The sequence below is a fragment of the Sphingobacterium sp. HSC-15S19 genome (assembly GCF_050433745.1).
Taxonomy (GTDB): domain Bacteria; phylum Bacteroidota; class Bacteroidia; order Sphingobacteriales; family Sphingobacteriaceae; genus Sphingobacterium; species Sphingobacterium siyangense.
In genome coordinates, this window is the sequence record NZ_JBNPWQ010000013.1 from 123695 (window position 1) to 149226 (window position 25532).

The following is a 25532-nucleotide window of genomic DNA, read 5'->3' on the forward strand; positions in this document are numbered from 1 at the left end:
GATTTTATAGCGTTACTGCGGACCAAAAAGCCCATCTATAGGACCGCATTCTTTATGGCCAAACTTTATGCCATAATATGGAATCACGGTATTAATTAATAAATACTTAACACATTTAATTATTAATACAGTCTAGTCGAGAAATATGAAGTAAAATTCTTCCATTTCAAAAAAAGTGTAGTAAAATAGGGAACAACTGTCCGAAATAAAAGGCATATCAACGCGGGTAAATTATCCGGATACACGTGCAACTTATATTTCATTTTTTTCCTAACTTAGCCTAAGTAATTAAAAAATAAGATGAACGCGACAGAGAACTATTCAATTCGCGTAGAGCCAACTCAAAATTCAAGACTCTCGCAAGTAGATTTCGACAATCTAAAATTCGGAAAGATTTTATCCGACCACATGCTGGTCGCAAACTATGATGACGGTGAATGGAAAGATGTCAGCATCGTCCCTTATGGAGATATCAGTATTAGTCCTTCGATGTCCGCTTTACATTATGGTCAAGCGATCTTTGAAGGAATCAAAGCTTATAAATTTGCAGATGGAGCAGTGAGTATCTTCCGTCCGGACAGAAACTGGGAAAGATTCAACAAATCTGCCGCACGGCTTCAAATGCCGGAGGTACCTGAGGAGATTTTTATGGATGGCCTAAGCAAACTATTGGACATCGATCGTAACTGGATCCCGGCAAAAGAAGGTTCATCATTGTACATCCGTCCTTTTATGTTCGCAACAGAAGCAGCATTAGGTGTACACCCTTCAAAGTCATACAAATTTATCATTATCACTGGCCCTGTAGGCGCATATTACAGCAAAGCAATCAGCTTAAAAGTTGAGACCTACTATACGCGTGCAGCAGAAGGTGGTGTTGGCTTTTCTAAAAATGCAGGTAACTATGCATTATCGCTTTACCCTACACAATTGGCCAATGATGAAGGTTATGACCAAATTATGTGGACAGATGCTTCTGAACATAAATATATTGAAGAAGCAGGTACGGCAAACCTTATTTTCCGCATTGGAGATACGATTATTACACCACATGGTGATACAATCTTACACGGTGTAACACGACGTACAATTATGGAATTGGCGGAGAAATGGGGTTATAAAGCCGAGCAGAGAAAGGTATCTATTCAAGAACTAATTGACGGTATTAAAGCCGGTACAGTAACTGAAGCTTTCGCAGCTGGTACTGCAGCCACAATTACGGATATCAGCCGTATCGGTTTTGAAGGAGAAGATTACCACTTGCCACCAGTAGAGGGCCGCGAGTTTTCAAATCGTGTTTTGAATTACCTCAACGACTTGCGCTATGGCAAAGTAGAAGATCCATTCGGATGGAACTATTTAGTAAAGTAGTTTCCAAAATGAAATAGAAAAGCCTTTGTTATTAATAACAAAGGCTTTTTTTATGGTCTATATACGTTATGCACGTTATGCACACCTTGAAAAGCGGTCTATAAACCTCGTTTGAACCTTTGCGGATAACGTCTAGTGTCTACTGCTAGATCCTTAGGAATGCTCTCCTGTCAGCTCCTTTTGAATAAAATCAATTATAGTAGCTGTCTCCTGGGACTGAAACCAATGCGTATTGCCATATTTTTTAAACCATGTAATCTGTCGCTTGGCATAACGTCTCGAATTTTGTTTGATTTTCTCGGTCGCTTCCGTCAAAGACTGCTTGCCATCGAGATAATCAAACAACTCAGCGTAGCCAACAGTGAGCAATGCAGGCTTCGTTCTGAAAGGAAGTAAAGCTTTCACTTCGTCCAGTAAGCCATTTTTCATCATCAAATCTACACGTAAATTGATCCTTTCATACAAGTTCGCCCGATCCATATTCAAGCCAATGGTAAGGATATCAAAAGGTCTTTTCTCGACATCTTTCTTATGGTAAAATGACATCGGTTTACCAGTCGCCTCAAAAACTTCAAGCGCCCGTACGACACGTTGCGGATTATCGATGTCTGCCGTTTCAAAATATGCAGGGTCAATACTTTTCAATCGATCTTTTAAGACCTCCAATCCCAATACTGCAAGTTCATGATTAAGTCGCTCGCGCACTTCATCCCCCGCCTTGGGCAGATCATCCAATCCTTCGCACAGGGCCCGAACAAACAGGCCCGATCCACCTACCATAATTACGACATCATGCAATTGAAATAGTTCTTCTAGTTTCAGTAAGGCCTCACGTTCAAAATCGCCTGCAGAATAATCCTGCGTGATGGAGTGTGAATCAATGAAATAATGAGGAGCAGCAGCAAGTTCCGCTGGATCTGGTTTAGCTGTACCAATAGACATTTCCCGATAGAACTGACGAGAATCAGCAGAAATTATCGCTGTTTTAAAATATTGCGCCAATGAAATAGCCATTGTGGTCTTACCAACAGCAGTTGGCCCCACAATGGCTATCAATGTTTTTTTATTTGCCATAATATAGCACTTCACAGGCTGAAAAAAACCTGTAAAGTCTTGTTAATTAATATTCGTCTTCGTAGCCGTTGGATTCTTCACGCTCTTCACCTTCTTCGCCCTCTTCCTCATCGTCACCATCGCTGTCGAAGCCATCCAATTCGTCTTCATCATCGACGCCATATTGCGTATCGTCTTCCTCCACATAATCGTCCTCTTCAACCGCATCAGACACGGGGAAATTAGCCGCAGTCATAGTTTTGGGAACCTGACCCATAGACTTAAACAGCGCCGGATAGTCTTTTCCATCCTCTTCCTTCAAGATCTTGATCAATTCAACCTGGAAATCATAAGGACGATCAAAATTGTAAACGTAGTAAAATTTCTGATGTGGATCATCAATAAACTTACTTAAACGGATATTCTCCATCAACAATACCTCAGCATCTTTTTTACGTTGTGTAGGCTTGAATGCAATCTCCGTTCCCTTTTTCCACTGATCATTGCTCACATAGAACGAGGAAGATGCATCCGCAGCATAACCTGTTGATTTATGGATTTCCTCATGCAGGTCTATAAATGTACTTTTAGAAGGCATGTCGATCTCACGATATACATCTTCATAATCCTCAAAAGTAACTCTAAATCTATAAATTGCCATCTCTGCTATTTTCTTCTTTTAACCCTCTAAAATTAATACTATATTTTAAGAATTGGAAATTTCCAATGGGATTTCTTGTTTGATCGTCAGGTTCATTTCCCCTGCTTTTTTCACCAAGAATTGATAAGCTTCTACTCTGGAATTTGGAATATCGCCCTCCAGAATAGCCTCACGAATCAAATTTTTCAGCTGGCCTACAGTACGCCCTGGTGCTAAGCCAAATAGGATCATGATATCCTCTCCACTGATCGGCGGCTGCCAGTTTCGAACCTTGTCCCGCTCTTCGACATCCTTCAATTTTTGTTTGACAAGTTCAAAATTCTGACGATATTTTTTCTTTTTAAACTCATTTTTTGTGGTCACATCCGCATGGCATAGCATCATAAGGGCTTCAATATCATCCCCCGCCTCAAACAAGAGACGACGTACAGCAGAATCCGTTACGATATCCTGCGCCAAGACAATAGGCCGAAGATGCAATTGTACCAGCTTCTGAACAAATTTCATTTTCTCATGGAGCGGCAGCTTCAATTCAGCAAAAAGCTTTGGTACCATACGTGCACCACGATCTTCGTGGCCATGAAACGTCCAGCCGAGCTTTTTATCGAAACGTTTTGTTGCCGGTTTAGCAATATCATGCATAATCGCTGCCCAACGTAACCAAAGGTCTTCAGACAATTCACATACATTATCCAGCACTTCCAACGTATGGTAGAAATTATCTTTATGGCCTTTGCCATCAATGACATCAACTCCGTGTAAATTATACATGGCCGGAAATATCAATTCCAGGAGACCGGTATCAAAAAGATATTTAAAACCGACTGACGGCTTAGGTGAGAGAATAATCTTATTGATTTCATCGATAATACGTTCTTTCGAGATAATCTTTATTCGCTCTTTGGTATCGCTAATCGCTTTGATCGCATCAATCGTGATTTTAAAATTTAGCTGTGTCGCAAAACGGATAGCCCGCATCATACGCAGTGGATCATCGGAAAACGTTTCTATCGGATCCAACGGTGTTCGAATAACGCGCTGTTCAAGATCCTGCACGCCGTCAAATGGATCCACTAAAGTACCATAATCCGCTTTATTCAAAGAAAACGCCATCGCGTTGATCGTAAAATCACGTCGATTTTGATCATCGGATAAGGTACCGTCTTCCACAATAGGCTTACGTGAATTGGCACGATAAGATTCCCTTCGGGCACCGACAAACTCCACATTGAGTCCTTCATAAACCAACATTGCTGTACCAAAATTCTTGTAGACAGCAACTTTAGTATGTAGCCTATCACCCAATAAAGTCGCAAATTCAATGCCGCTGCCGACGACAACAATATCCACATCATTCTTAAAAGGCCGCTTCATAATATAGTCGCGAACATACCCCCCAATGACATAACATTCTGTATTTGTTATCTCGGCGAGTTCCTTAATGATTGAAAAGATTGGATGTTGTAAATTATCGTACATAGTCAAAACAGCAGGTAAAAAACCAAACAGTTTGCAAAAGTAACAATTTTTTTCCCTAATCCCTATCTTTGGACAACTTACGGAAAGCAAGTGGATTTTTAAGTAATTCGGCTTGTTCACGACGGCGTTTTACAATATGTAAAGCCGAGAAAATTGCCTCTACAAAAGAGCTTTCAGAAGCTAAGTTTTTTCCAGCAATATCATAGCCTGTACCATGATCTGGCGAAGTACGTACGATAGGTAAACCGGCTGTAAAGTTTACACCGGCACCTTTGGCAATATGCTTAAAAGGGATTAACCCCTGGTCATGGTACATCGCGAGTACCGCATCGAATTTCTCATAAGCACCTTTTGCGAAGAATCCATCGGCAGGATATGGACCAAAGCAGAAGATCCCCTGTTCGTTTGCTTTTTCTACGGTAGGTCTAATGATCTGATCATCTTCGGTGCCAATAATCCCATGATCGCCAGCATGTGGATTTAGTCCCAAAACTGCGATCTTAGGCTTTTCAATCCAAAAATCTTTCTTCAACGAGTCATTCATCAGGGCTAGCTTTTTAAGAATAGCTTCTTCGGTAATATTAGCCGCAACCTCATGCAGTGGAATATGACCTGTTACCACACCAATACGCAATTCATCACAAACCATAAACATCAATACATCATCAGCCTCTACTTTGGCCTGCAGGTATTCGGTATGGCCCGGAAATTGAAATCCCTCCTGTTGAATATTATGCTTATTAATTGGGGCAGTCACTAAAGCATCAATTTTGCCGGCTTTCAGGTCCTCAACAGCTTTCTCCAACGAAAGGAAGGCATATTTACCGCCAATTTCGTTTTCTTCACCCAACGAAATCTTCACATCTTCCTGCCAGCAATTGATCATATTTGCTCTTTTGGAATGCGCCTGCTCAGCATCATTGATCACGTTAAAACTAAAATCATTTACACCGATCGCTTTACGGTGAAAAGAAGCAACCTTTGTATTTCCGTAAACCACTGGCGTAAAGAAATCGCACATACGCTGATCTACCAAAGATTTAATGATGACTTCAAGTCCAATGCCGTTAATATCGCCTACGGTAATTCCGATTTTTAATTTATCGCTCATTCTATTTAAATGCTTTGATTCAAAAATAGGGATTTTTTTCTTAGAATGACTTTTCACTTATTTATTTTTTACTTTTGCAACATGAGCACAGTAAGAGCAAAAAAACATTTAGGACAGCATTTCTTGAACGATAAAAATGCTGCACAAAAGATTGTGGAAGCATTGGATCCTAAATTGGGTTTTAGCCAAGTGCTTGAAGTAGGTCCGGGAATGGGTGTACTTTCTGATTTTCTCTTGCAAAAAGAGGAATATGAAACCTATTTGATCGATGTGGATGACGAATCCATTGCTTATTTGGACGATAAATATCCCCAATTGGGTAAGCGATTGATCCACGGTGATTTCCTGAACCTTGACTTTTCACAGTATTTTGGTGAGAAAATGGCTGTTATTGGCAATTTCCCTTACAACATCTCCTCCCAGATTCTCTTTAAAATTTTGGATGAACGCCAACGTGTGGTTCAAATGACGGGGATGTTCCAGAAAGAAGTGGCCGAACGTTGTACAGCTAAGGCGGGCAGCAAGGAATACGGTATCTTGAGTGTCTTTTTACAGGCCTATTATAAAGTAGAATATCTTTTTACCGTAAAAGCAGGAGCTTTTAATCCGCCGCCAAAAGTGTTGTCGGGCGTTATTCGCATGACACGCAATGACCGTGAGCAATTGAATTGTGATGAAAAACTATTTTGGCGTGTTGTTAAAGCGGGCTTCAATCAACGTCGTAAAACCCTCCGTAACTCACTTTCTGGGGTTGTTCCCAAAGATAAAATGTCCGATAATCCACTGTACGAGCTACGCGCAGAACGATTGACGGTAGATGATTTTGTCGGTTTAACAAGCGAAATAGCAAACAGTCTTTAGTATGCATTCAACGGACAGCACATTTATTATCGTAGGCGGAGGTATCGCTGGATTATGTGCTGCAATTGGGCTTGCAAAAGTAGGTATTGAAGCACATGTCTATGAAAGCGCCATTGAACTCAAGGGCATAGGTGCTGGATTCGGGCTCGCTGCCAACGCCATGCAAGCTTTGGAACATCTCGGATTGAAGGATGAAATCGTTCCTATTGGGCATTACCTTGCATCTTATAATGTCTTGGATCAAAAGGGAAATATTCTTGTTGAACCAGACACCAGGTCAATCAGTCAAAAATATCAACAGGACAATTTCGCCATCCATCGGGCAGATCTGCATCAGTTTCTCTTATCCAAAATCCCCAATGGACAAGTTCATCTCGGCAAACGCGCCGTTTCCTTTGAACGAGATGGAGAAGATATTCAAGTTTATTTCGCAGACGGAAGCCATGTACGCGGCCAAGCCCTTTTGATTGCCGATGGCGTACACTCAGCATTACGACAACAACTCATACCAGGCTCGGCACCTCGTTATTCAGGCTATACCTGTTGGCGGGCCACCATCGATAATAGCAGTATACAGCTCAGTAAAGGGACGGAAACCTGGGGCTGCAAAGGACGCTTTGGGATGACACCGCTTGTCAATAACCGCATCTATTGGTACGCATGCATCAATACTGAGGCACAAAATCCGGTCTTAAAAAATTGGAAAACAAAGGAGCTCCTCGAAAATTTTAAAGATTATCATGCCCCTATTCCAACGATTCTTTCGGAAACAAAGGATAGCGAGCTAATTGCAAATGACATCATTGACATCGAACCACTTCAACAACTCGCTTTTGACAATATCCTATTATTGGGTGACGCCGGACATGCGACGACTCCCAACCTGGGCCAGGGAGCCTGTCAGGCTATTGAAGATGTTGCTGTTCTCGTGGATGAACTCCAGACCGCAGCTTCCATTAATTTGGCTTTCCAAGGATTCGAAAAAAGAAGATTGGATCGGGTAAACTATATCTGTAATACTTCCTGGAGGATAGGAAAAATCGCACAATGGGAGAATCCATTCCTGATAAGAATGCGAAATTTTGGCATGAAAATAATGCCTAACCGCATGAAACAACAACAATTGAACAAATTATTATCTGTAGATTTTATGCAGATCAACCATAATCATGACGCTGGGATCTAAATCATCGTACTACACCACAACAGTATTCACTGATCAGTCCCACATAAAAAAATAACTGAATGAAAACTACCATTTTGATCGTCGACGATATTCATGAAATCATGCTTGAGAAATTTGAAGAGGCTGGTATTGCCTACCATTATCAACCTGATATCAGCCGAGAAGAAGCTGAAAAAATCATCTCCAATTACTCCGGTATGGTTATCCGTTCCAAATTTCAGGTAGATAAGGCTTTTTTTGACCTGGCACCAAACCTCCGCTTTATCGCCCGTGCCGGTGCAGGTATGGACAATATCGACGATACAGTTGCTGCGCAAAGAGACGTGCTGTTAATTCCGGCCAATGAAGGCAATCGGGATGCTGTAGGTGAACATATGATCGGGATGTTGCTCAGTCTAATGAACAATCTGAATCGGGGTGACCAACAAATACGATCTGGCCAGTGGTTGCGTGAAGCCAATCGTGGCTACGAACTTAAGGGACGTACTGTAGGCTTGATCGGCTATGGGCACAATGGTATGGCCATGGCAAAAAAACTATCCGGTTTTGATGTACAGGTGCTTGCCTATGATAAATATCGAATCGACTATGCGGATCAATATGCATCGGCAGCAGACATGGAAAAGATCTGTAAAGAAGCCGATGTGATCAGCTTCCATATCCCCTTAACGGATGAAACAAAGGGGATGATTGATGCGGATTATCTGGCTAAATTTAAAAAACCTATTTTCTTTTTGCTGGGGGCACGAGGCGGTATTGTACAAGTACCCGCAGTGCTTAGCAGCCTTGATTCAGGTTCCATTATCGGAGCAGCATTTGATGTGTTGCCCGTAGAAAAGTTTCCAAAACTGGCTGAGCAGAACTGGTATGCAGATCTTATCCGTAGAGACAATGTGATCTTATCTCCACATGTTGCCGGATGGACATTCGAAAGTTATTATAAATTATCGGAAGTGGCTGCAGATAAGATCATCGCCTTTCTGACATCTTAATTTTTACAAAGAGCTATTTGTCAAAATCTCCAATCAATCAATCAATCAATCAATCAATCAATCAATCAATCAATCAATCAATCAATCAATCTCCTCCTATCCATACACGCTTAGGAGGTTAAAGTAACCTATTGCTCTTGAAACGTATAAAAAATCAGGTTCCGGCACTAAAGATACCGATAACAACAACAATCAGAAACTGAAGCACCAAGCTACCGTCAAGTAGATAAGCATAGTGATAATGATCTTTTGTTTTGAAAACAGCCAATTTTAGCAATGCAAATATGAGCACGTTGGTCAGAATCAATCCAATTTTAATAGGCACAGTATAAGGTACCGTCAAGATCAAAACACAATGAAGGCCCAAAAGCCCATAAGTTAGATTTTTAGCTTTTTGTTCGCCCAGCATATTAGGCAAAGTCCGCAGGTGATAATAGGAATCCTGTTGGATATCCCGAATATCAAAAGGCAGTGTACAGATAACCAAAAATATGAACTTCAATCCGCAGAGCGCAATAAAAACCCACTGATCTATTTTGACACCGACATTGGCCAGTTCCACATAGGGAAGCACCACACTGCTGCAGACCCAGACCAGGGCAATATGAAAAATCTTAGCCCCAGGTATCTGTCGAAGGCCCACTTTGCGGTCACGGAAGGTAAACAGGGGCATTCCGTATAATAGACTCAGGATTCCAATAAATCCCAAAAACAAAAAGGAATACACATGAATATACCATAAGCAATAACCGAGCACAAGCAAAGCGATACCATTGTTTAACCACATGACCCATTCATGATTAAAGATCCAGCGTGTCCGGGGGAATTTTGATTCTTTTGGGTTCTTCGGTTTGGACCACCACAGGCTAAAATTATAAAGCAACAAAGTCGCTGTCCCTTCCACTAAAACGATATACCAATTGATAGACCGTTCAAATATGATATAAGTCAACGCACATTGTGCCATGGCCGCCATGGCGATCAGAAGATTTGTATAGATTGTAATATAGAATAGCTTTCTTAGAAAAGACATCTTGGTAAATCTTGATGCAAGATAACAATCTTATAGATAAAAGTAGTTTAACATTATATTAAACATCAATTTTTTGATAAAATGGGCAAAAACCGCTAAATTGTACACCGAAATCGAAATATCAAAAACAATTTCGCAACGATAACAATATAAATTAAAATAATTCATAATAATCCTAATAACGATGAGCCTACAAATAAAATCATTTGAAGAATATCAAAGTGAATATAAGCGAAGTGTAGAACAACCTGAGGAGTTTTGGGCGAGCATTGCAGATCATTTTTTCTGGAAGAGAAAATGGAATAAAGTGCTGAGCTGGAACTTTGAGGAACCCAATGTCAAATGGTTTGAGGGTGCTAAATTAAATATTACAGAAAACTGTCTTGATCGCCATATTTATGCGAATGGTGATAAACCAGCCATCATCTGGGAACCTAACGATCCAAATGAAGCGCACCGCATTCTTTCCTATAAGCAATTACTACAAAAGGTAGAGCAATTTGCCAACGTACTTAAAAATAATAACATCAAAAAAGGAGACCGGGTATGTATTTACTTACCAATGGTTCCTGAATTGGTTATCGCTGTATTAGCCTGTGCACGTATCGGTGCCATCCACTCGGTGGTATTTGGAGGTTTTTCAGCACGTTCTATCGCGGATCGTATCGTCGATGCAGAATGCAAACTGATCGTTACTTCAGACGGTAGTTACCGTGGCAATAAAACCATTGGTTTAAAAAACATTGTGGACGATGCTTTAATGCAATGTGACACCGTTGAAAAAGTAATTGTCTTAACACGTACACGTACACCGGTATCGATGATCAAAGGCCGTGACGTATGGTGGGAAGATGAGATCAAAAAAGTAGAAACACAAGGAAATCCGGTATGTCCAGCAGAAGAGATGGATGCGGAAGACAACTTATTCATCCTTTATACATCGGGATCCACAGGTAAGCCTAAAGGTGTAGTACATACCTGTGGCGGTTATATGGTGTATACAGGCTATACCTTTATGAATACGTTCCAATATAAGCCAAACGATGTATTTTTCTGTACAGCAGATATTGGCTGGATTACAGGACACAGTTACATCGTCTACGGGCCGTTATCACAAGGAGCTACTTCTTTAATGTTTGAGGGTATTCCAACCTTCCCAGATGCGAGCCGTTATTGGGACATTGTTGATAAGTTCAACGTCAATATTATCTATACATCCCCTACTGCATTGCGCTCATTGATGGCTTTTGGTGACGAATTTGTCGACAAGAACGACCTTTCCTCTTTGCGCGTTTTGGGATCTGTAGGTGAGCCAATCAACGAAGAAGCCTGGAACTGGTTTAACGAAAAAGTTGGTAAAAAGAATTGTCCTGTTGTTGATACCTATTGGCAGACAGAGAATGGAGGCCACTTGATCACTTCTTTGGCGGGAGTAACACCGGAAAAAGCAAGTTATGCGATGTTCCCGATGCCGGGCATTCAACCCGCTTTGATGGATGAGAATGGGAAAGAAATTGAAGGCAATGATGTCACCGGAAACCTATGTATCAAGTTCCCTTGGCCAGGTATGCTACGCACGACATGGGGGGATCATGACAGATGTCGTCAAACCTATTTTTCGACGTATAAGGATATGTATTTTACAGGCGACGGGTGTTTCCGTAGTCCGGAGGGTTATTATAAAATCACAGGCCGTGTAGATGATGTATTGAACGTTTCAGGTCACCGCATTGGTACAGCAGAGGTAGAAAATGCCATCAATATGCACGCTGATGTTGTGGAGTCTGCCATTGTCGGATATCCGCACCCAGTAAAAGGCCAGGGTATTTATGCTTATGTCATTGCGAATCACCACACCGATGCAGAAGCCACCAGAAAGGATATCATGGAAACCGTTTCACGTATTATCGGTCCAATTGCTAAACCAGACATTATCCAATTTGTTGATGATTTACCAAAAACACGTTCAGGAAAGATCATGCGTCGTATTTTACGCAAGATTGCCGAAGACGATATCGCCAATGTAGGAGATACTTCAACACTTCAGGATCCTGCCGTTGTAGAAGGAATCATCAAAGGCGCTGCGGCCTTGAGAAAATAACGTATAAAGTATCTTAAAAAAATAACAGCCTTCCAATAGGAAGGCTGTTATTATATTCCCCTCAAGTTTAACCTTATCGGCAATGTATAGCCAACCCGCACAGGCTCACCACGCAGCATACCAGGTTTCCATTTTCTAAGCTTTTTGACTACTTGTATACCAGCAGCCCCTGTACCGAAACCCAAATCGTTCTTTATTTTCAAATCTTCTAATCGCCCTTGTTGATTTATAATGAACGCTATTTCTACAGTACCGCTTATACCATTCATCATGGCTTGTTTTGGATATTCGTAATTTCTTGCCACAAAATACATCATTTCTTTGATACCTCCAGGGTATTCTGGCTGTGTTCTATAGGTAGTAGAATCATATGAAATGACGACACCATTTTCTTTTGTTTTAGTTCCTGAGCGTAATTTATCCTCCTTATAATGCTCGACAAAAGAATCAGGTCCCCTCTTTCCTCGCCACTCCCCCTCGCGCAAATTATTGACCAGCTGACCTTCTTCAGTTTCGTCCTGTTCATCTATACTAAAACGAATAAAACCATTTCCATTTTCTAACTTTTTATTGTTTAAAGAATCATAATACACCACATAGATTGGCTTCTTTATCAGTAGTTTCTTTTTCTTCACTTCACTCGGATAGAATACAATCATCTTCAACCTATTGTTGGGGTATAGATAAAATGCCGAATCTATCAATTTACTCTCATCACTGAACTTCTCAAGACTCTTCAACGTACCATTTTCATAGAATTCATATTTTTTACCCAAAAATCTGAATGGCGGGTGTCCACTCTCGCTGATCGCATTAAGCTTTAGCGAGTCATTCCGCAGATAATACTCCTCGATTTGATAAACTTTATCCTTTCCCAACGCATCAATATGAATTTCTCTTAAAAAATAAGCCGAGTCTTGCTTCTTAGTCTCCTCCCCATCTTTCCTATGGTAAGTGGTAAAAGTAACTTGAGCCGAAAGGCTCAATCCGCACAGGTTCAATAGAAAAAAACAAATAAGTTTCGTCGAAAAGTCTAAATAATACTTCATAATAATTGTTAATACAGGGGTAATAATAACAAATATCTAGGATAGTTAAAAAATTAATCGGTTAAATAATGTTTATTTCTGTTATGGCCGGCACGGCTGCATACCATTAAGTTTTCCACAGGGTGTTAACAACACTGTTGATAACTTAGAAAACCTACTCACCTTCATCCTCTCGAAGTCTGACAATTTCTTCCAATGCCTGAACATCGATCTGATCCTTTGGTCTATTGATTGCCTTTTTATTAGCGATGAGCTGGTTTATATATAACCTTTCATATCCGTCAGAATGTCCAAGCGAAGCCCATTATTCAAGTGAAAATCTGTCCAGCCAACTACGAAAGGAATAGTTTCCAGCTGTGGAATATCACCAAGGTCAGATAGTCTGAATGCTTCCCTTAACCGTTTTCTATTATCCAATGAGTCTTTTATCCAAATATCTAAATCACCAGTAAACCTTTGAAAACCGTGCAAATTAGTTGCATACCCCCCAATCATAATGTACGCTACATTTGATTGCTCTAAATTCTGCCAAAACTCTAAAATTTCCTGATCAAAAATATCCATACACTATTTCTGATAAAAGGGTTTATGAATAATTTTTGCCTTTTTAAGCGTTTGTTGAATTTTATAGAGACGGGTAGTCATTTCAAATCGCTCCTTATAAGTACGATTAAGTCCGGCCCTCAATAAAGCAATTTCAGATTCGCTAAGAGATTGTGAAGTATGTTCTTTGTGACCATCCATTTCGGTTATACTTAGTTAAACAGATCTACTAACAAAGATACAACAAAAAAAGCCACATCATCCCGACGTGGCTAAAATAAACATATGAATTTAATTAAACAGTTTCTATTTATACGAGTTTACGGAGCTTGCAACCTTCCAGGTTCCCGATTCATTGATCAATGTCACCAAATCTGTTTTCGTGAAATCCTCAAACTTCATGGTGATACGTGCTACCATATAGTTTTCAGACTCCTCGAGTACTTCGGTACTTGTACTGCAGTTCAATTTTTCACCTTTTTGCTTTTTTAGGAACGAAATGACTTCCGAACGGCTATTGGTGCGTGCAGCTTTTCCCTGAAATTTTTGATTGAATTCGGATGCGAACAATTTTTCTACGCCCTGAGATGCACCTTCTGTCATTACCGATACATAGCTATCGATGGCCAAATCGGCTGTGGAAAGGTTCAATGCTTTACCAGGGTCAGTTGCTGCCATTGCAAAAGTTGATAGTGTAATCAATGCTGCAGCTGCGAATGTCTTTACTAAAGTTTTCATAATACTTTATTTATATTGTTAGTTTTTTTATCTCTTTTCTTATTGTCGCAAGGAAGTTGATTTTGTTGCATCATTTCCTTTAAGATTCTGATTCAAAAGTAAGACAACGCAGCATCCCATTTTATTACATTTAGATCAACGGAATAAAAAAGTCGGTAAATGGAGGTAAAGGAGCGGTAAATGATGGCCACTCCGATAAGAGAAGCAAAGTTATAGGCAGGAATTTGTCATAAATTGATATGACGTTTGTATCGAAAAAGTATAGCTATATACGTCCTGCACCTTTATTGAAGTTTGCGGATAAAGTAATCACGACGCTGCTTGATATAAAACCTACAAATATGGAATCTCGAACGGAAGATTTGTCATCCAAAAAATAGTAAACCGACGCTGCAATTAAAAAACATACGACAAAGACCAATATTAAAACAAGCACAAATCTGATTTTCATTTTTAAGGTGTTAATACAGTATAGTTAAAAATACAAAAATTATATAAACCCTGGAAGTCACTCCACTTTAATTTTCTAGCTCAATGAGGTTTGACTACAAATTGTGATATTATGGAGAGAGTAAAACGTTTTCCACATCGTTATTAACATCATGTGGAAAACCTAAAATTACCCATTATTTTCTTTCAACAACCATTTCGCAAAATCATCAATTTTATCTTTATTGATCACAAGCTGCTGTTCAAGTGGAAAATCTAATTGCAGTCTAAAGTTTTTATCACCATTTACTTCATATCCTTTTATAACACTTCGGTGTACCAGTTCCCAGCGAGTGATCTGATAATATTCCTTCGTATCTAACCTCTCGACGAGGTATTTTAACGCATGGCTATCCTGAATAGGTGGATTTGCTGGATTACGTTCATAGATCGTATTCATCCCATTATTATTGCAGATTAAAACAATGTCCAAATCCAGCAGTCGGATATCTTTGCCATCACGTATGGTTATGACCGGATTATCCTGTAAATTATTCTGTTTGATAGCTGCTATCTTTCCCTGCTTTTCGTCATTTATTAAAATCTCAACTTCCCCAATTCCAGCCATATATTCTCTGTACAATGAAGCCAAACTATAGAACAATGTATAAATCAGCGATATACCCATAGAGAATGGCAATTGAAGAATATTTTGGGGAATCCGAAAAAGAGCGCGATCCGTTATTTGAAGATATAATCGGTCCATACATTCGAGATAAAAAATGGTCGGCAGATAGATAAATATGACCTGAATAAAGAAACGTTTTAGAAATTCGTTCCGCCAAGGTTGCTTTTGATCAAAATATGTTGTCGTCTGCATGGTCCACTCCGCAATAACGTATAGGAAGAAGATACTCCAGAGGAAATCGATATAGAAATTTGTGCTGGACAAACAATATTTGTAGATCTTCCATCCACCTCCGATACGATATCCGGCAGAAGCGTTATAAAAAGAAAAAATAAGAATCCATATTGTTCTGGATTTCCAATGATTGACCGAGAGGTCCCAGTCTCCATCTGTGCTTTCGGTACTTTTTACAGATTCCATAATTTATACAGTTTGGCTAATGGTTAACAGCTAATTAACACGATATACTATAATATCAAAAAAATGCCAAAAAATCAACTATTTAGATTTTTATTCAATTTGACTCATCATTTTTTACACGCTAATCATGAATATCAACCAATAAATATGGAAAAGGATGAAGCTTGTATTTCTTTTGCTTTCAGACACTGAGATAAACAGCCGATGTCTTTTATAAATTTTCAAGGTAAAGACATCGCTATCAAAAGATGACGATAATAAATAATAACGAAATGGCGAGCGTACTGCTGTTACATCCACTCCGTCTTTCCCGACGGGGCGCTCCAGCGATCTTCAGTACGCTTGTGAAGGGTTTGGCGGGATCGCTGGAGCAATATAAAATAGGGACGCGGGTACAGCGATAAAGTGCAAAACAAAACAGAGGGCAGGCCGCGCCAAGGCTGTGCCGCTGCGCAACAGGTTATGGATAGGTAAAATAAACGGAGATGAAAAGTCTACAAACAGCGAAAGAAACAATCAAACGACTTGGCCTACATTTAGGGCCAGTGTTCCAATCCTTATGGATGAGGCTGTTCGGGCGGTTTGTCCTTCCGTTTAGGTATCGTGTCGTTCCTTTGTTCAAGGAGCTTTGCTATGCCCCTATCTGTCTATCCTTGGCCCTAAAGAGAGTTGTGGACAAGATGTGGTATCCGCGCAAGTTTGCACTATTCCCGATTATATTGGTCTCCCGGTTTCAAGGAAGTTGGCTGACCTCAACCTAGGATCCCTCGATCGCATGGCTGTGAGGCAAAACCGAAATGCAAAAAATAACTAATATTATATAAACTTAAAAAGATGCTTATGCGCACTTTAAAAATTAACTGGTTACGTACCGGTCTTGTATTATCTTTCTTTTTATTGATTGGAGCCTTTTGGGTAGTAAAGGCGATGGAGAAGAAGGAAGAAGCAAAGGTAGAGAAGAAGGTTTTAGAAGAGGAAGTATGGTTCGATTACACGAGTTCTTCTACAACGCCATCGGACTACAATATTTCAACTAATTATCATCTTGCTGGAGATGGCACAGAAGAACCAGACTGTCCAGAAGGAGACGACATCCGATGTGCTGTGAAAGCTAAACGATCAACTAGCAATCCTAATCAGCCTGACATGTCCACTGTTGTCGCTAGCCGCAACAGAGCACAATAAATTTCAGCTGTTATTGATTCAAAAAGGCCTCCCAAACTTAAAGTCGAGTTTGGGAGGCCTTTATTTATCCTTTTATTCGTTCTGCATCATACCATTATTGTTAATCACTTTTTGCGGAATTTGAAAGATATAAGACCTACTCTCAGGCATTAACTGAAAAATCTCTCCATTCAAATTTCTCGAGATAACCGTTTTAAACCTACGATCTTTATTGAGCCTTCGGAGATCTGACCACCTCAGCCCTCTAAATACCAACGATTTTCGCCTTTCCGCCAAAACTTTTGCCAATACGACATCTCTATTCGATTCCGACAAGGGATTATATTTGACAACATTACTCCACCGCTTCTGCAGTAAGGTATTTAGATCATTCAATGCCGACTCAATATTACCTGTTCTAGCCGCACATTCAGCCCTGATGAGATAAAGTTCATCCGTGGCTAGCCCACCAAACATAGTACTTCCACCTTGATAACTTCCTTTGAAACTATATAAATCTGTTCCCGGTGCTTCTCTAAAATAAAGTACCTTGCGGAGATCATTTTCTTCATATTGATCGTATAAAGTAGGTTCTATACGGGCTAAACTGATCGGTTGGCCAAAAAGGGTATAATGAAATATAACTTCGTCATTGAAGAGTGAAAATGGTCTAATGGATGTCTTACTGATGGTATTGTAATCTATGAGCTTATCATAATCCTTAAGACTTTCATCAGCCATGTTAGCCGCTTCTTGATATTTTTCCATACTAAGATACACTCGGGCCAACAAAGCCTTACAAGCAGTTAAACTAGGTCTTGTTTTTGCAAGAACTGTCTTCGGTAAGATCTCCAATGCAACATGTAGATCATTCAGTATAGCCTCATAGGTATCTTTCATCGAAGAACGTTGACTGGGCTCGTTAATATCCGGCGTCAAACGGAGGACAATTCCTAATTCCTCACCTGCATTTTCATTATCATATGGTTTCATAAAGAGCTGCGAGAGGTTATAAAATGCCAACGCTCTATAAAAGAGAGCTGTCCCTTTGATAGTCTCCCATTTTTCTTTTTCCTGTATTGTTGGAGTAATTTTATTTAATGCTTCAAGCACTACATTAGAATAAAATACTACCGCGTAGCATAGGGACCAATCATTTCGATCACCGTCATCGAATACATTTTTCTTCCATATATATGCATTTTTTGTGACTAAACCTGCTACTGCATTATAGTTCTGATCATTTAGGTAATAATTGTCGCTTGCAACTTCCCCTGTTGCAGGATAACGCTGATTCATCGTGTAGGTATCATCAAGGAGAGCCTGCAGATCATCTAATGTTTGCGGAACCACCAATGCTTTGTCAGGTTTCTTTTCCAAAAAATCCTTAGTACAACTCATGACCAATGTAGCAAGGATAATGGCAGCTATTTTTATCAATTTTTTCATAATGCTATTATTTTAACGACATTTTTAATCCCAGTGAAAAAGCTCTTGGGGCAGGCAATCCAACAACATAATCAGGATCCAATCCTTTCTTATTTGCCCGCCATAATATTCCCAAATTATTTATATAGAAATAAGCTTGTACCATTTCAAAAGGTGTCTTTCGGCTTGTATTTTTCCAAATATAGCTGAGGTTAATATCTTGCAGGCGAATATGATCTCCCTTTTCTACCAACACCGAAGACTGACTATAATAACTGTCTCTCAGCGGATCATTCGGATATACCATAGATGGAACGGAAGTCTGACTTTCGTCTCCAGCTTTCTGCCATCGCCGCACATAATCGCCATGAGATTCGTAACCATTAAATAACTTATTATAATTGATCGAATTAGTCACAAAATAATATCCTAATCTATAAGTTATATTAAAAGAGAGGGCCACACTCTTATAGGTAAAGCTATTTCTAAGCGCTCCAAAACTAGTAGGCATCGCAGGCCCATTGTATATTAATTCCTCTGCTTTGGTATTATTTAAAATTGCCGAATAATCTGTACTCAAATTATTCCCCAGATATCCCTGTGGATTACCATGTGCGTCTAGCCCCCCCCATCTATAGCTGAATATTGCCAATAACGGCTTCCCCACGATGGGATTAACAGCATAGCCACCGTTAACGTATAGCCTTGGATCAGTAATATCGCTTTCATAAGATACCAACTTGTTCGTTGAAAGACTATACATTAAATCAGTTTGCCACCTCAATTGTCTCTTCATATTTACCGAATGTAGCTGAATATCTAGCCCTTTCCCTTTCATACTAGCAGAATTGGTTATATATTCAAAAGTGAGATTGGGATTGATCGCGCCAGTCGTTTGGTCAAGCAAGGTTTTTCCAAATAGATCTACACCTTTTTTATTGTAATACTCAATGGATCCATAAATAAGTCCACCTTTCGATTCAAAATCGAGCCCAAGATTGAGTACACCCACTTTTTCCCATCTCAGATCTGGATTGGGTACATTTTCTATCGATGCATATGGTAAATTAGCTAGATTGCCACTCGAATACCTAATTGTTGTCAAAGCAGAGAGACTATTGTTAACATTTCCATTGAATCCGTAGGTAGCCCTCAACTTTAGTATCGGTAGAGGTTCAAATCTATAGAATGACTCTCTACCGATATTCCAGCTTGTACCAACTGACCACAGGGGAACAAGCTTCTGATTGCTTTTTACACCAAAAAGATTTGATCCATCCTGTCTAGCACTCCATGAAACAGCATATCTCTTGGCATAGGTATATGCTCCATTCAAATAAAAAGAACGCATTCGGTCCATCTTGTCAGAATAACCTGTTGCATCAGGAATTCGGCCAGAACCGCCTGTATATAAAGGAAAAGACGTAGCATAGTCGACCCTAGAGGTAGTCAATATTGCGTCATCATAACCATAAGTCTGCCCTCTTGCACCAATTGAATTGACCTGTCTAAGTTCCGTACCAACTAATACATCAAGATCGGTATTGAGACCTGAATAACTATAATTGAGTTGGGTTCTCAAAGACTGGCTCTTTACTTTATTTGAGGAAAATGCAAGAATGTCACCATCAGGGATATTTCTTTGAAGGCTACCATTCGATAAGATCTGTGAATACCTATTTACAAGGTCTCGCACTTCATACGAGTTCCTATTCTTTAAATTTCTTCGATCGGCAGAAGCTGTTCCATATTGATATTTTACTTCTGCGCGAAAATTTTTTAGAAAGCTATAGGTCATTCCCGAATTAACAAACAGCTCACTGTTCACTGTCTTATTATTTAATAATGATACCTCTTCCATTGGACGATATTCCCAATCTAATAGCCCTTTTGCCAATGCTTCCTGTTTGAAACTTCCTTCATAATCTTTATTCACTGCCATTGGAGTGCCATCGTCGTCCGTTAACCTTGCATAGGGAAATAAATATTTTCCTGAGGTAAAATAAAGATTGTCGTAGGGAGTAATTCCTTCTTTGTTTTCTGCAGAAATATACTGCATCCCCAGTTCAAATACCAAGTGGTCTGTAATTTTATAGGAATTATCCGAACGCAGGGTTGTTCGTTTATAACGACTTTTTAAACTGCCGTCATTTCGGTCATATCCTACCGAAAATGCATAAGACAATCGATCAGTTCCACCTCGCAATGCAAGAGACGACTGTCGCATAAGTCCTTTCTGATATACCCCATCAAAATATTCCCTGCGTGCATCATTGACACGAAGTTTTTCTATTTGGGCATCAATGTCAGCCGCTTGCTCCGGATTATCCCTTTTCTTGATCAGTAATTCGACAATGGGAGAAAGTGCGGATTTATCGGGATCACTCTCAGCACCTACATAGAATCCATTTTCAAAAAGGTATTTTTCAACATCAATAAAATCAGAACTAGACATCCGAGACTGGTAAAATAGCTTGGGTTTCTCCGTTACTGTATAGTTAGAATTTACTGACACTTTGAGAGGCATATTACGCCTTCCCCGTTTTGTCGTTATTACAATTACACCATTCCCAGCCCTGACTCCCCAGATTGAGGCCGCTGCCGCATCTTTGAGTATCGTAATATTTTCTACATCATTAGGATTTATATTGGAAATATCTCCATCATAAGGGAAATTATCCAGAACTATCAAAGGGGAAGTTGTTGCATGGATCGAGCTCACCCCCCGCACTGTAATATTGTCATTTGTTAGCCCCCTTTTATCAAATAACACAGCATTAGCGTTCCCATCAAGATGCTCCAATATATTTGTTGACGCCTGTCTATTCAGTAGATCGTTATCTATTACATCAAATGAGCCTGTCAAGCGTTCTTTCGGAATAGTCTGATACCCTGTTGATACCACTACTTCATCCATGCGACGGGAAGATGCTAGTATATGGTACTGATATATTCCATTAACCAGTTTCCCATCGGAAATCTGAACACGAGTTTCCTCATATCCCAAATGTGATAGGATCAACGAATCTGTCACAAGTGTGTCCATCCTAAAATATCCATTTTTATCCGTTTGTAACTTGAATTTATTGTTCGGGGACCGTAGGTTTACCCGACTCAAAGGAGCATCGGTATATCCATCGACTACTCTTCCTAAAATATATTGCTGTTGCTGTCCTTTCACCGTCAAAATACTGAAGCCAAAGACCAGCAAGCAAAAAAATAAAACCTGTTTCATCTGTCGACTATTTTATAGTATTGTATTTTCTTTCAACTTGTTCTAGCACAAAATATTCTACACCATTTCGATACTCAATACGGCCCATAATAGCAAGATATCTTTCGAGATCCTGCCTGATCATTTTCCGCCATTGCTCGTTATCCATTGGAGGGACATTGAGTTCGTAGCAATATAAATTTTTCGCGTTCCAAGCGTCAATTGACACCCCATCATCCTTTTGCTTCTTTAATTTGTCTTTAGGTAAATTGATGATTAACTGTTCCTGTGGAAGGCGATTCAATTGAGGAAATGCCAGTCCAAAAAGACCCAATATACCCATATTGGTTGCCGATATGCGCCATTTTTCTCTATTTGCTCCAATAACTATACTTGTTCTTGATGGTATCCCTTTTTTAAATGGGGTAAAAATGCTCCTGTACTTAAAAGTAGAATCACTACCTCCGTTATTATCAATCAAAAATGCCTTGTTGCTGTCAAAGTCCAATTGATCTATTTTACTGGTGGTCTTCAGGACTCCGGTTTCAAGAATCTTTTTGATCGTTTCCTCATTGACATCCCGAGCATATGTGATTCCTTGGACAATATTATCTTTGATCCAGACCTCGTGGGGTACCATTTTATGCGGAAAAAATAATGAAACAGCTTCCGCATCTGTAACGGAATATAATCTTAGGGAATCCAATATCTTATTACCTCTGGAAAAAGTTTCGATATGCCGTTTGGATTGCCTATTGATCGGCAAAATTTCCAAATCTGCCTCAAACGTATCATTTAAAATATGGAACCTCGGCATAGCTGCGATGCAGGATCCGCACCAGGTAGACCAAAAATCTAGTATTAGTAGCTTTTTGTCCTTGTAATCGGATAAAGAAATTGTTTCCTTTCCATCTGGATGGTTGATAACAACAAGCGGCATTTTCCATAATGCTTCTGGGATCGTATCACCGATCTGTAATGGCTTGATGCTATTTAGCCCATCCGCCCCACTGTCCTTGCGGGGCGTCTGAGCCGATAAACTAAACATAGAAACTACTGCGATGCAACAGAGCATTACCCGACCAATACCTGCCGAATTTCTACATTTCATCGGATTTTCATCGGGTCGGCATCGGGTTTTGGTCGGTATGGCCCGATGAAATCCCGATGAAAACTTGGAGCCAATAGCATAAAAGGCAGAAGTTGGGGCGAAGTTGGTCAGGCAAAAGACAGAAGAAAGTGGCCTTAACATTCGCTTGATTTGCACAGGCCTTTTTCTTAAGTAGTGTTTGGCAAGCACTTGAAATATATAGCTGATATAAAGCCTTAGGAAGGCTAATAATTTAAGGGTATTCATAATTTTTTTTGTTAGTGGTTATTTCGATAAACGACCGAAAAAGTCAACGATTTTTTTGCTCATTTCCAGCTCTTTTACAATACGCTCTTTTGCTTCCGTTGACAGTTGCATGTTACCGAGGTCTATATTGCGATGGTTGGCGATACAATAAGCAACCAGCGCCCGACATAGTGCGGTTACAAAAACTTGCATTTCCTCATCTTTCAGAAAGCTATTTTTTTCCGCGTCACCATCAACATACACATTCAATAGCCCCAAAGTATTAGTAGATACAGCCTCCAGCGCATAGTGATTCCAGAATGCCTCAATTTCCTTTATAGGGTCGTAATCGGCCTTGTGAACATCATAAATCAAACGGTCAAAAGCGAATTGTATCGCCAAAATCCTGTTCATATTTCAGTCTTGCAAACCGCAACCTAAAGCACATAGAGTCCCTTTCCGGCCGAAATCAGCTTTTTACGGGGCCTGACTATGCTCAGGTTACATAAGTAAAAATTAATTCATTCTGGGAAGCCAGAGCGCGTTTGATTGAGGGGTCACAAAGGTATATATATTGGCATTACGCGTTCCATGGCAAGGGAAGACAAATCTTATTTGTCCAGACCATCCGAGCTACTCGGGGGCCGCAATGATGTTTTTTGATTGTTGCTTTTTGTTCATACTCATCTTTCAATTTACTATAATTGATGAGTCTTTCCGGATCAGCCCTATCACTATAGCAAGGTCCTAAGCTACCGTCGTGCTGGCTTCCGAGGGCCATTGGACCGATAAACAATAGGACCCATAACGCTATAGCGTGTACAAAAATACACAAAATAAAATTATGGGCGCTAATCCTATTGCCTCGTCCAATGAAATGTTCGGAATTCGCACGAGAGACTCTATATTTTACGCCATTAAACGAACAAAATAAGATTTGTTCGCTGATTCAAAAATAATAATTTTTAAACTAAAATCATAATTATTTATGAATAAATCATAAATAATTATGACCAAACCAAAACAAATCACTTGATAATCAAAAGATTGAGATTTTAATCTTCTTATATTTTACATTACTTTCGTATTCTATGGCAAGGGAAAAGAAAGAACCTGTATTTAGGATCGGTGCAATCTTAGCAGAGAAGAATATGTCAAACAATGAATTTGCAGAAAAAATGGGAGTATCAATTGGGACCGTATCTGAATGGGTGAATCATAAAGTATATCCCGATCCATCTAAATTCAGATTGATTGCAGAAGTGACTAACGTAAATATGCAAGAAATTTTAATTAAAACAGAACCTATTAAAGATTAAACTCACCGATCCCAATATCCACTTAAAATAGTACCAACATCTCCGTAACTACCAGTTCCTCAATAGTTAAAACAATTGATTATTTTATCCTGCTTATCTTGACCAAAGCAGTTATAAAACCAAAACAGGTACTTATCTTATATTTCACGATATTTAGACACTATACCTCTACATACGCCTCTTTAATGCTATAAACGAAAGCTTTAGTCTTCCTCCTCCATATTTTCACTTCCCCTCTCAAAAGAATTTTGAGTGGTGGCGATAATCAATGATTCTGCAGTGCTGGGATTCAAATATTTGCTTATATATTTTAACTCAGCCATCATAATTAGGTAACTGGTTATGATGGCTAAATACAAAAAAAAGCCACTCCCGAAAGAATGGCTCCAAAAATATTTTATAAATAAAAAATTCTATTTCAGCACCTCTACCTGTTCGATAGTCAGTCCTAAAGCTTTAGCTATATCCTCAACAGCTACACCAATTTTCTTAAATTCCAACGCCGATTTCAGTTTATCAGCTAATTGTTCAGCTTCAGCTTTGGCTCGCTCTTCCAATCTGCCTTTCTCTAAACCTTTTTCCATACCTTCCTTTTCAGCATACGCAATCGTAGCGTTATAAACACGTATTTGTTCTAAGTTTGATATGTATGACATCTTCTCTTTCGGCGTTAAATTTGCCAGTTCTCCTATAGCAAAACTAAGCTAAATATCAATACAAAAGAAATTGAAAGATGTCTCATCCAATTGTCTATGAAAGAACATTGATTGATCAAAGTTAAAAAACAGCTAGATTAGTTGCTGCATCTACATGTCCTAGTCTGCAAAAACTGACTACTAAATCCAGTAAAAAATAGCTGTTACACAAATTTTTCAGATTAAATATATCGTTGATAAGCCCTTCTAATTTGTTAAACAAGCTTGACAATGTAGATCTTACATTTCAAACATAATTTTTCCGATCTGCGTAGTTATCAATATGAAATTTTACAATAGACAAATTGTTTCCTAAATACCAAATCGAAACCCAGTGTTTGTCATTGGAAGATATGTAGGGGAGAAAGTATGGCTCGACTTGATTTAGACGCTCCAATATACTCAATCATAATGGAACCTACATTTAGCAATTAGAATTTGGTTTTCCTCGTATTTGTAGATCAATCGGTGTTCTTCATCAATGCGACGTGACCAGAATCCGGAATACTTATGTTTTAAGGGTTCGGGCTTACCCAACCCTTCGAATGGGGTCCTTGCGATATCTTTCAACAGTTCGTTGATCTTTTTCAGTTTCTTCTTATCTGTCTGTTGCCAGTACAGATAATCTTCCCAAGATTCATCCACGAAAACATACTTCATA

24 protein-coding genes are annotated in these 25532 nt (G+C 39.5%); 9 read left to right on the forward strand and 15 right to left on the reverse strand.

The features are described from left to right. Positions 1 to 300: 300 nt before the first annotated feature. Entirely contained in the window at positions 301 to 1371 is a 1071-nt protein-coding gene (locus L1283_RS12680) for a branched-chain amino acid aminotransferase (RefSeq protein ID WP_145329927.1), read from the forward strand. Between the two features lie 153 nt (positions 1372 to 1524). Here the strand turns inward: L1283_RS12680 and miaA are convergent, their stop codons facing one another. From miaA to pdxA, 4 genes are read right to left on the reverse strand one after another with little or no spacing between them, the layout of a single operon-like run. Continuing rightward, positions 1525 to 2445: a tRNA (adenosine(37)-N6)-dimethylallyltransferase MiaA gene (miaA, locus tag L1283_RS12685; protein WP_145329925.1), complete on the reverse strand. Its 921-nt coding sequence runs from the start codon at positions 2443 to 2445 to the stop codon at positions 1525 to 1527. Between the two features lie 46 nt (positions 2446 to 2491). Then, on the reverse strand, positions 2492 to 3085 hold the full coding sequence (locus tag L1283_RS12690) for an IS1096 element passenger TnpR family protein (protein WP_088163027.1): 594 nt from the start codon (positions 3083 to 3085) through the stop codon (positions 2492 to 2494). Between the two features lie 45 nt (positions 3086 to 3130). Beyond that, positions 3131 to 4564 carry a CCA tRNA nucleotidyltransferase gene (locus L1283_RS12695; protein WP_145329923.1) on the reverse strand — a complete coding sequence of 478 codons (1434 nt, stop codon included), beginning with the start codon at positions 4562 to 4564 and terminating at the stop codon, positions 3131 to 3133. Positions 4565 to 4619: 55 nt separating this feature from the next. Then, complete coding sequence (gene pdxA, locus L1283_RS12700; protein ID WP_070560760.1) at positions 4620 to 5675, reverse strand: 4-hydroxythreonine-4-phosphate dehydrogenase PdxA; 1056 nt, start codon at positions 5673 to 5675, stop codon at positions 4620 to 4622. 81 nt (positions 5676 to 5756) lie between these two features. Between pdxA and rsmA the strand changes: the two genes are divergently transcribed. Genes rsmA through L1283_RS12715 form a run of 3 tightly spaced genes read left to right on the forward strand, consistent with a single transcriptional unit; the run spans position 5757 to position 8714 of the window. Then, positions 5757 to 6536, forward strand: a complete 780-nt coding sequence (rsmA, locus tag L1283_RS12705) for a 16S rRNA (adenine(1518)-N(6)/adenine(1519)-N(6))-dimethyltransferase RsmA (RefSeq protein ID WP_153845707.1) — start codon at positions 5757 to 5759, stop codon at positions 6534 to 6536. A 1-nt stretch (position 6537) separates the two neighbouring features. Next, entirely contained in the window at positions 6538 to 7722 is a 1185-nt protein-coding gene (locus L1283_RS12710) for an FAD-dependent monooxygenase (protein WP_286851241.1), read from the forward strand. 59 nt (positions 7723 to 7781) lie between these two features. Next, a complete protein-coding gene (locus L1283_RS12715; protein ID WP_346066665.1) occupies positions 7782 to 8714 on the forward strand; it encodes an NAD(P)-dependent oxidoreductase in 933 nt (310 codons plus the stop codon). 154 nt (positions 8715 to 8868) lie between these two features. Here L1283_RS12715 and L1283_RS12720 read toward each other — a convergent pair whose 3' ends face one another. Continuing rightward, positions 8869 to 9747 carry a hypothetical protein gene (locus tag L1283_RS12720; RefSeq protein WP_346066666.1) on the reverse strand — a complete coding sequence of 293 codons (879 nt, stop codon included), beginning with the start codon at positions 9745 to 9747 and terminating at the stop codon, positions 8869 to 8871. A 184-nt stretch (positions 9748 to 9931) separates the two neighbouring features. Here L1283_RS12720 and acs point away from each other — a divergent pair, with 184 nt between their 5' ends. Beyond that, positions 9932 to 11848: an acetate--CoA ligase gene (gene acs, locus L1283_RS12725; protein WP_429626166.1), complete on the forward strand. Its 1917-nt coding sequence runs from the start codon at positions 9932 to 9934 to the stop codon at positions 11846 to 11848. A 50-nt stretch (positions 11849 to 11898) separates the two neighbouring features. Here the strand turns inward: acs and L1283_RS12730 are convergent, their stop codons facing one another. The 4 genes from L1283_RS12730 to L1283_RS12745 form a co-directional block, all read right to left on the reverse strand. Then, complete coding sequence (locus tag L1283_RS12730) at positions 11899 to 12897, reverse strand: energy transducer TonB (protein ID WP_429626167.1); 999 nt, start codon at positions 12895 to 12897, stop codon at positions 11899 to 11901. A gap of 258 nt (positions 12898 to 13155) precedes the next feature. Next, positions 13156 to 13461 carry a hypothetical protein gene (locus L1283_RS12735; protein ID WP_286774690.1) on the reverse strand — a complete coding sequence of 102 codons (306 nt, stop codon included), beginning with the start codon at positions 13459 to 13461 and terminating at the stop codon, positions 13156 to 13158. A gap of 285 nt (positions 13462 to 13746) precedes the next feature. After that, positions 13747 to 14178 carry a nuclear transport factor 2 family protein gene (locus L1283_RS12740; protein WP_429626169.1) on the reverse strand — a complete coding sequence of 144 codons (432 nt, stop codon included), beginning with the start codon at positions 14176 to 14178 and terminating at the stop codon, positions 13747 to 13749. A gap of 619 nt (positions 14179 to 14797) precedes the next feature. Next, entirely contained in the window at positions 14798 to 15715 is a 918-nt protein-coding gene (locus L1283_RS12745) for a hypothetical protein (RefSeq protein WP_429626171.1), read from the reverse strand. Positions 15716 to 15963: 248 nt separating this feature from the next. On the opposite strand from L1283_RS12745, the gene L1283_RS12750 reads away from it, so the two are divergent. The 3 genes from L1283_RS12750 to L1283_RS12760 all read left to right on the forward strand — a co-directional run bounded on the left by L1283_RS12750 (position 15964) and on the right by L1283_RS12760 (position 16900). Then, entirely contained in the window at positions 15964 to 16119 is a 156-nt protein-coding gene (locus tag L1283_RS12750) for a hypothetical protein (protein WP_429626172.1), read from the forward strand. Positions 16120 to 16200: 81 nt separating this feature from the next. Next, positions 16201 to 16476 (forward strand): hypothetical protein, encoded by a 276-nt coding sequence (locus L1283_RS12755; RefSeq protein ID WP_429626173.1) that lies wholly within the window; start codon positions 16201 to 16203, stop codon positions 16474 to 16476. Between the two features lie 73 nt (positions 16477 to 16549). Beyond that, positions 16550 to 16900, forward strand: a complete 351-nt coding sequence (locus tag L1283_RS12760) for a hypothetical protein (RefSeq protein WP_429626175.1) — start codon at positions 16550 to 16552, stop codon at positions 16898 to 16900. A 72-nt stretch (positions 16901 to 16972) separates the two neighbouring features. Here the strand turns inward: L1283_RS12760 and L1283_RS12765 are convergent, their stop codons facing one another. From L1283_RS12765 to L1283_RS12780, 4 genes are all read right to left on the reverse strand, one after another. Then, complete coding sequence (locus L1283_RS12765) at positions 16973 to 18328, reverse strand: RagB/SusD family nutrient uptake outer membrane protein (RefSeq protein ID WP_429626176.1); 1356 nt, start codon at positions 18326 to 18328, stop codon at positions 16973 to 16975. A gap of 7 nt (positions 18329 to 18335) precedes the next feature. Beyond that, complete coding sequence (locus tag L1283_RS12770; protein ID WP_429626178.1) at positions 18336 to 21542, reverse strand: SusC/RagA family TonB-linked outer membrane protein; 3207 nt, start codon at positions 21540 to 21542, stop codon at positions 18336 to 18338. A gap of 7 nt (positions 21543 to 21549) precedes the next feature. Continuing rightward, positions 21550 to 22788, reverse strand: a complete 1239-nt coding sequence (locus L1283_RS12775; protein ID WP_429626179.1) for a peroxiredoxin family protein — start codon at positions 22786 to 22788, stop codon at positions 21550 to 21552. Between the two features lie 108 nt (positions 22789 to 22896). Further along, a complete protein-coding gene (locus L1283_RS12780; RefSeq protein WP_429626180.1) occupies positions 22897 to 23271 on the reverse strand; it encodes a hypothetical protein in 375 nt (124 codons plus the stop codon). Positions 23272 to 23948: 677 nt separating this feature from the next. On the opposite strand from L1283_RS12780, the gene L1283_RS12785 reads away from it, so the two are divergent. Next, positions 23949 to 24176, forward strand: a complete 228-nt coding sequence (locus L1283_RS12785; RefSeq protein ID WP_429626181.1) for a helix-turn-helix domain-containing protein — start codon at positions 23949 to 23951, stop codon at positions 24174 to 24176. A gap of 413 nt (positions 24177 to 24589) precedes the next feature. On the opposite strand, the gene L1283_RS12790 is transcribed toward L1283_RS12785, so the two are convergent. Together L1283_RS12790 and L1283_RS12795 are read right to left on the reverse strand one after the other, a co-directional pair. Continuing rightward, positions 24590 to 24832, reverse strand: coding sequence for a hypothetical protein (locus L1283_RS12790; RefSeq protein WP_429626182.1), 243 nt, complete (start codon positions 24830 to 24832; stop codon positions 24590 to 24592). 441 nt (positions 24833 to 25273) lie between these two features. After that, positions 25274 to 25531, reverse strand: a complete 258-nt coding sequence (locus L1283_RS12795) for a Txe/YoeB family addiction module toxin (RefSeq protein WP_145329878.1) — start codon at positions 25529 to 25531, stop codon at positions 25274 to 25276. Position 25532 lies beyond the last annotated feature (1 nt).

Bases quoted from the DNA above. Each gene is read 5' to 3' on its own strand.
- L1283_RS12715 (WP_346066665.1), top strand. From the start codon at position 7,782: ATGAAAACTACCATTTTGATCGTCGACGATATTCATGAAATCATGCTT.
- L1283_RS12795 (WP_145329878.1), bottom strand. From the start codon at position 25,531: ATGAAGTATGTTTTCGTGGATGAATCTTGGGAAGATTATCTGTACTGG.
- L1283_RS12765 (WP_429626176.1), bottom strand. From the start codon at position 18,328: ATGAAAAAATTGATAAAAATAGCTGCCATTATCCTTGCTACATTGGTC.
- L1283_RS12750 (WP_429626172.1), top strand. From the start codon at position 15,964: ATGACGATAATAAATAATAACGAAATGGCGAGCGTACTGCTGTTACAT.
- L1283_RS12760 (WP_429626175.1), top strand. From the start codon at position 16,550: ATGCTTATGCGCACTTTAAAAATTAACTGGTTACGTACCGGTCTTGTA.
- L1283_RS12740 (WP_429626169.1), bottom strand. From the start codon at position 14,178: ATGAAAACTTTAGTAAAGACATTCGCAGCTGCAGCATTGATTACACTA.
- L1283_RS12680 (WP_145329927.1), top strand. From the start codon at position 301: ATGAACGCGACAGAGAACTATTCAATTCGCGTAGAGCCAACTCAAAAT.
- L1283_RS12710 (WP_286851241.1), top strand. From the start codon at position 6,538: ATGCATTCAACGGACAGCACATTTATTATCGTAGGCGGAGGTATCGCT.
- L1283_RS12790 (WP_429626182.1), bottom strand. From the start codon at position 24,832: ATGTCATACATATCAAACTTAGAACAAATACGTGTTTATAACGCTACG.
- acs (WP_429626166.1), top strand. From the start codon at position 9,932: ATGAGCCTACAAATAAAATCATTTGAAGAATATCAAAGTGAATATAAG.
- L1283_RS12745 (WP_429626171.1), bottom strand. From the start codon at position 15,715: ATGGAATCTGTAAAAAGTACCGAAAGCACAGATGGAGACTGGGACCTC.
- L1283_RS12755 (WP_429626173.1), top strand. From the start codon at position 16,201: ATGAAAAGTCTACAAACAGCGAAAGAAACAATCAAACGACTTGGCCTA.
- L1283_RS12770 (WP_429626178.1), bottom strand. From the start codon at position 21,542: ATGAAACAGGTTTTATTTTTTTGCTTGCTGGTCTTTGGCTTCAGTATT.
- L1283_RS12785 (WP_429626181.1), top strand. From the start codon at position 23,949: ATGGCAAGGGAAAAGAAAGAACCTGTATTTAGGATCGGTGCAATCTTA.
- L1283_RS12780 (WP_429626180.1), bottom strand. From the start codon at position 23,271: ATGAACAGGATTTTGGCGATACAATTCGCTTTTGACCGTTTGATTTAT.
- L1283_RS12690 (WP_088163027.1), bottom strand. From the start codon at position 3,085: ATGGCAATTTATAGATTTAGAGTTACTTTTGAGGATTATGAAGATGTA.
- L1283_RS12720 (WP_346066666.1), bottom strand. From the start codon at position 9,747: ATGTCTTTTCTAAGAAAGCTATTCTATATTACAATCTATACAAATCTT.
- L1283_RS12735 (WP_286774690.1), bottom strand. From the start codon at position 13,461: ATGGATATTTTTGATCAGGAAATTTTAGAGTTTTGGCAGAATTTAGAG.
- pdxA (WP_070560760.1), bottom strand. From the start codon at position 5,675: ATGAGCGATAAATTAAAAATCGGAATTACCGTAGGCGATATTAACGGC.
- miaA (WP_145329925.1), bottom strand. From the start codon at position 2,445: ATGGCAAATAAAAAAACATTGATAGCCATTGTGGGGCCAACTGCTGTT.
- L1283_RS12730 (WP_429626167.1), bottom strand. From the start codon at position 12,897: ATGAAGTATTATTTAGACTTTTCGACGAAACTTATTTGTTTTTTTCTA.
- L1283_RS12695 (WP_145329923.1), bottom strand. From the start codon at position 4,564: ATGTACGATAATTTACAACATCCAATCTTTTCAATCATTAAGGAACTC.
- rsmA (WP_153845707.1), top strand. From the start codon at position 5,757: ATGAGCACAGTAAGAGCAAAAAAACATTTAGGACAGCATTTCTTGAAC.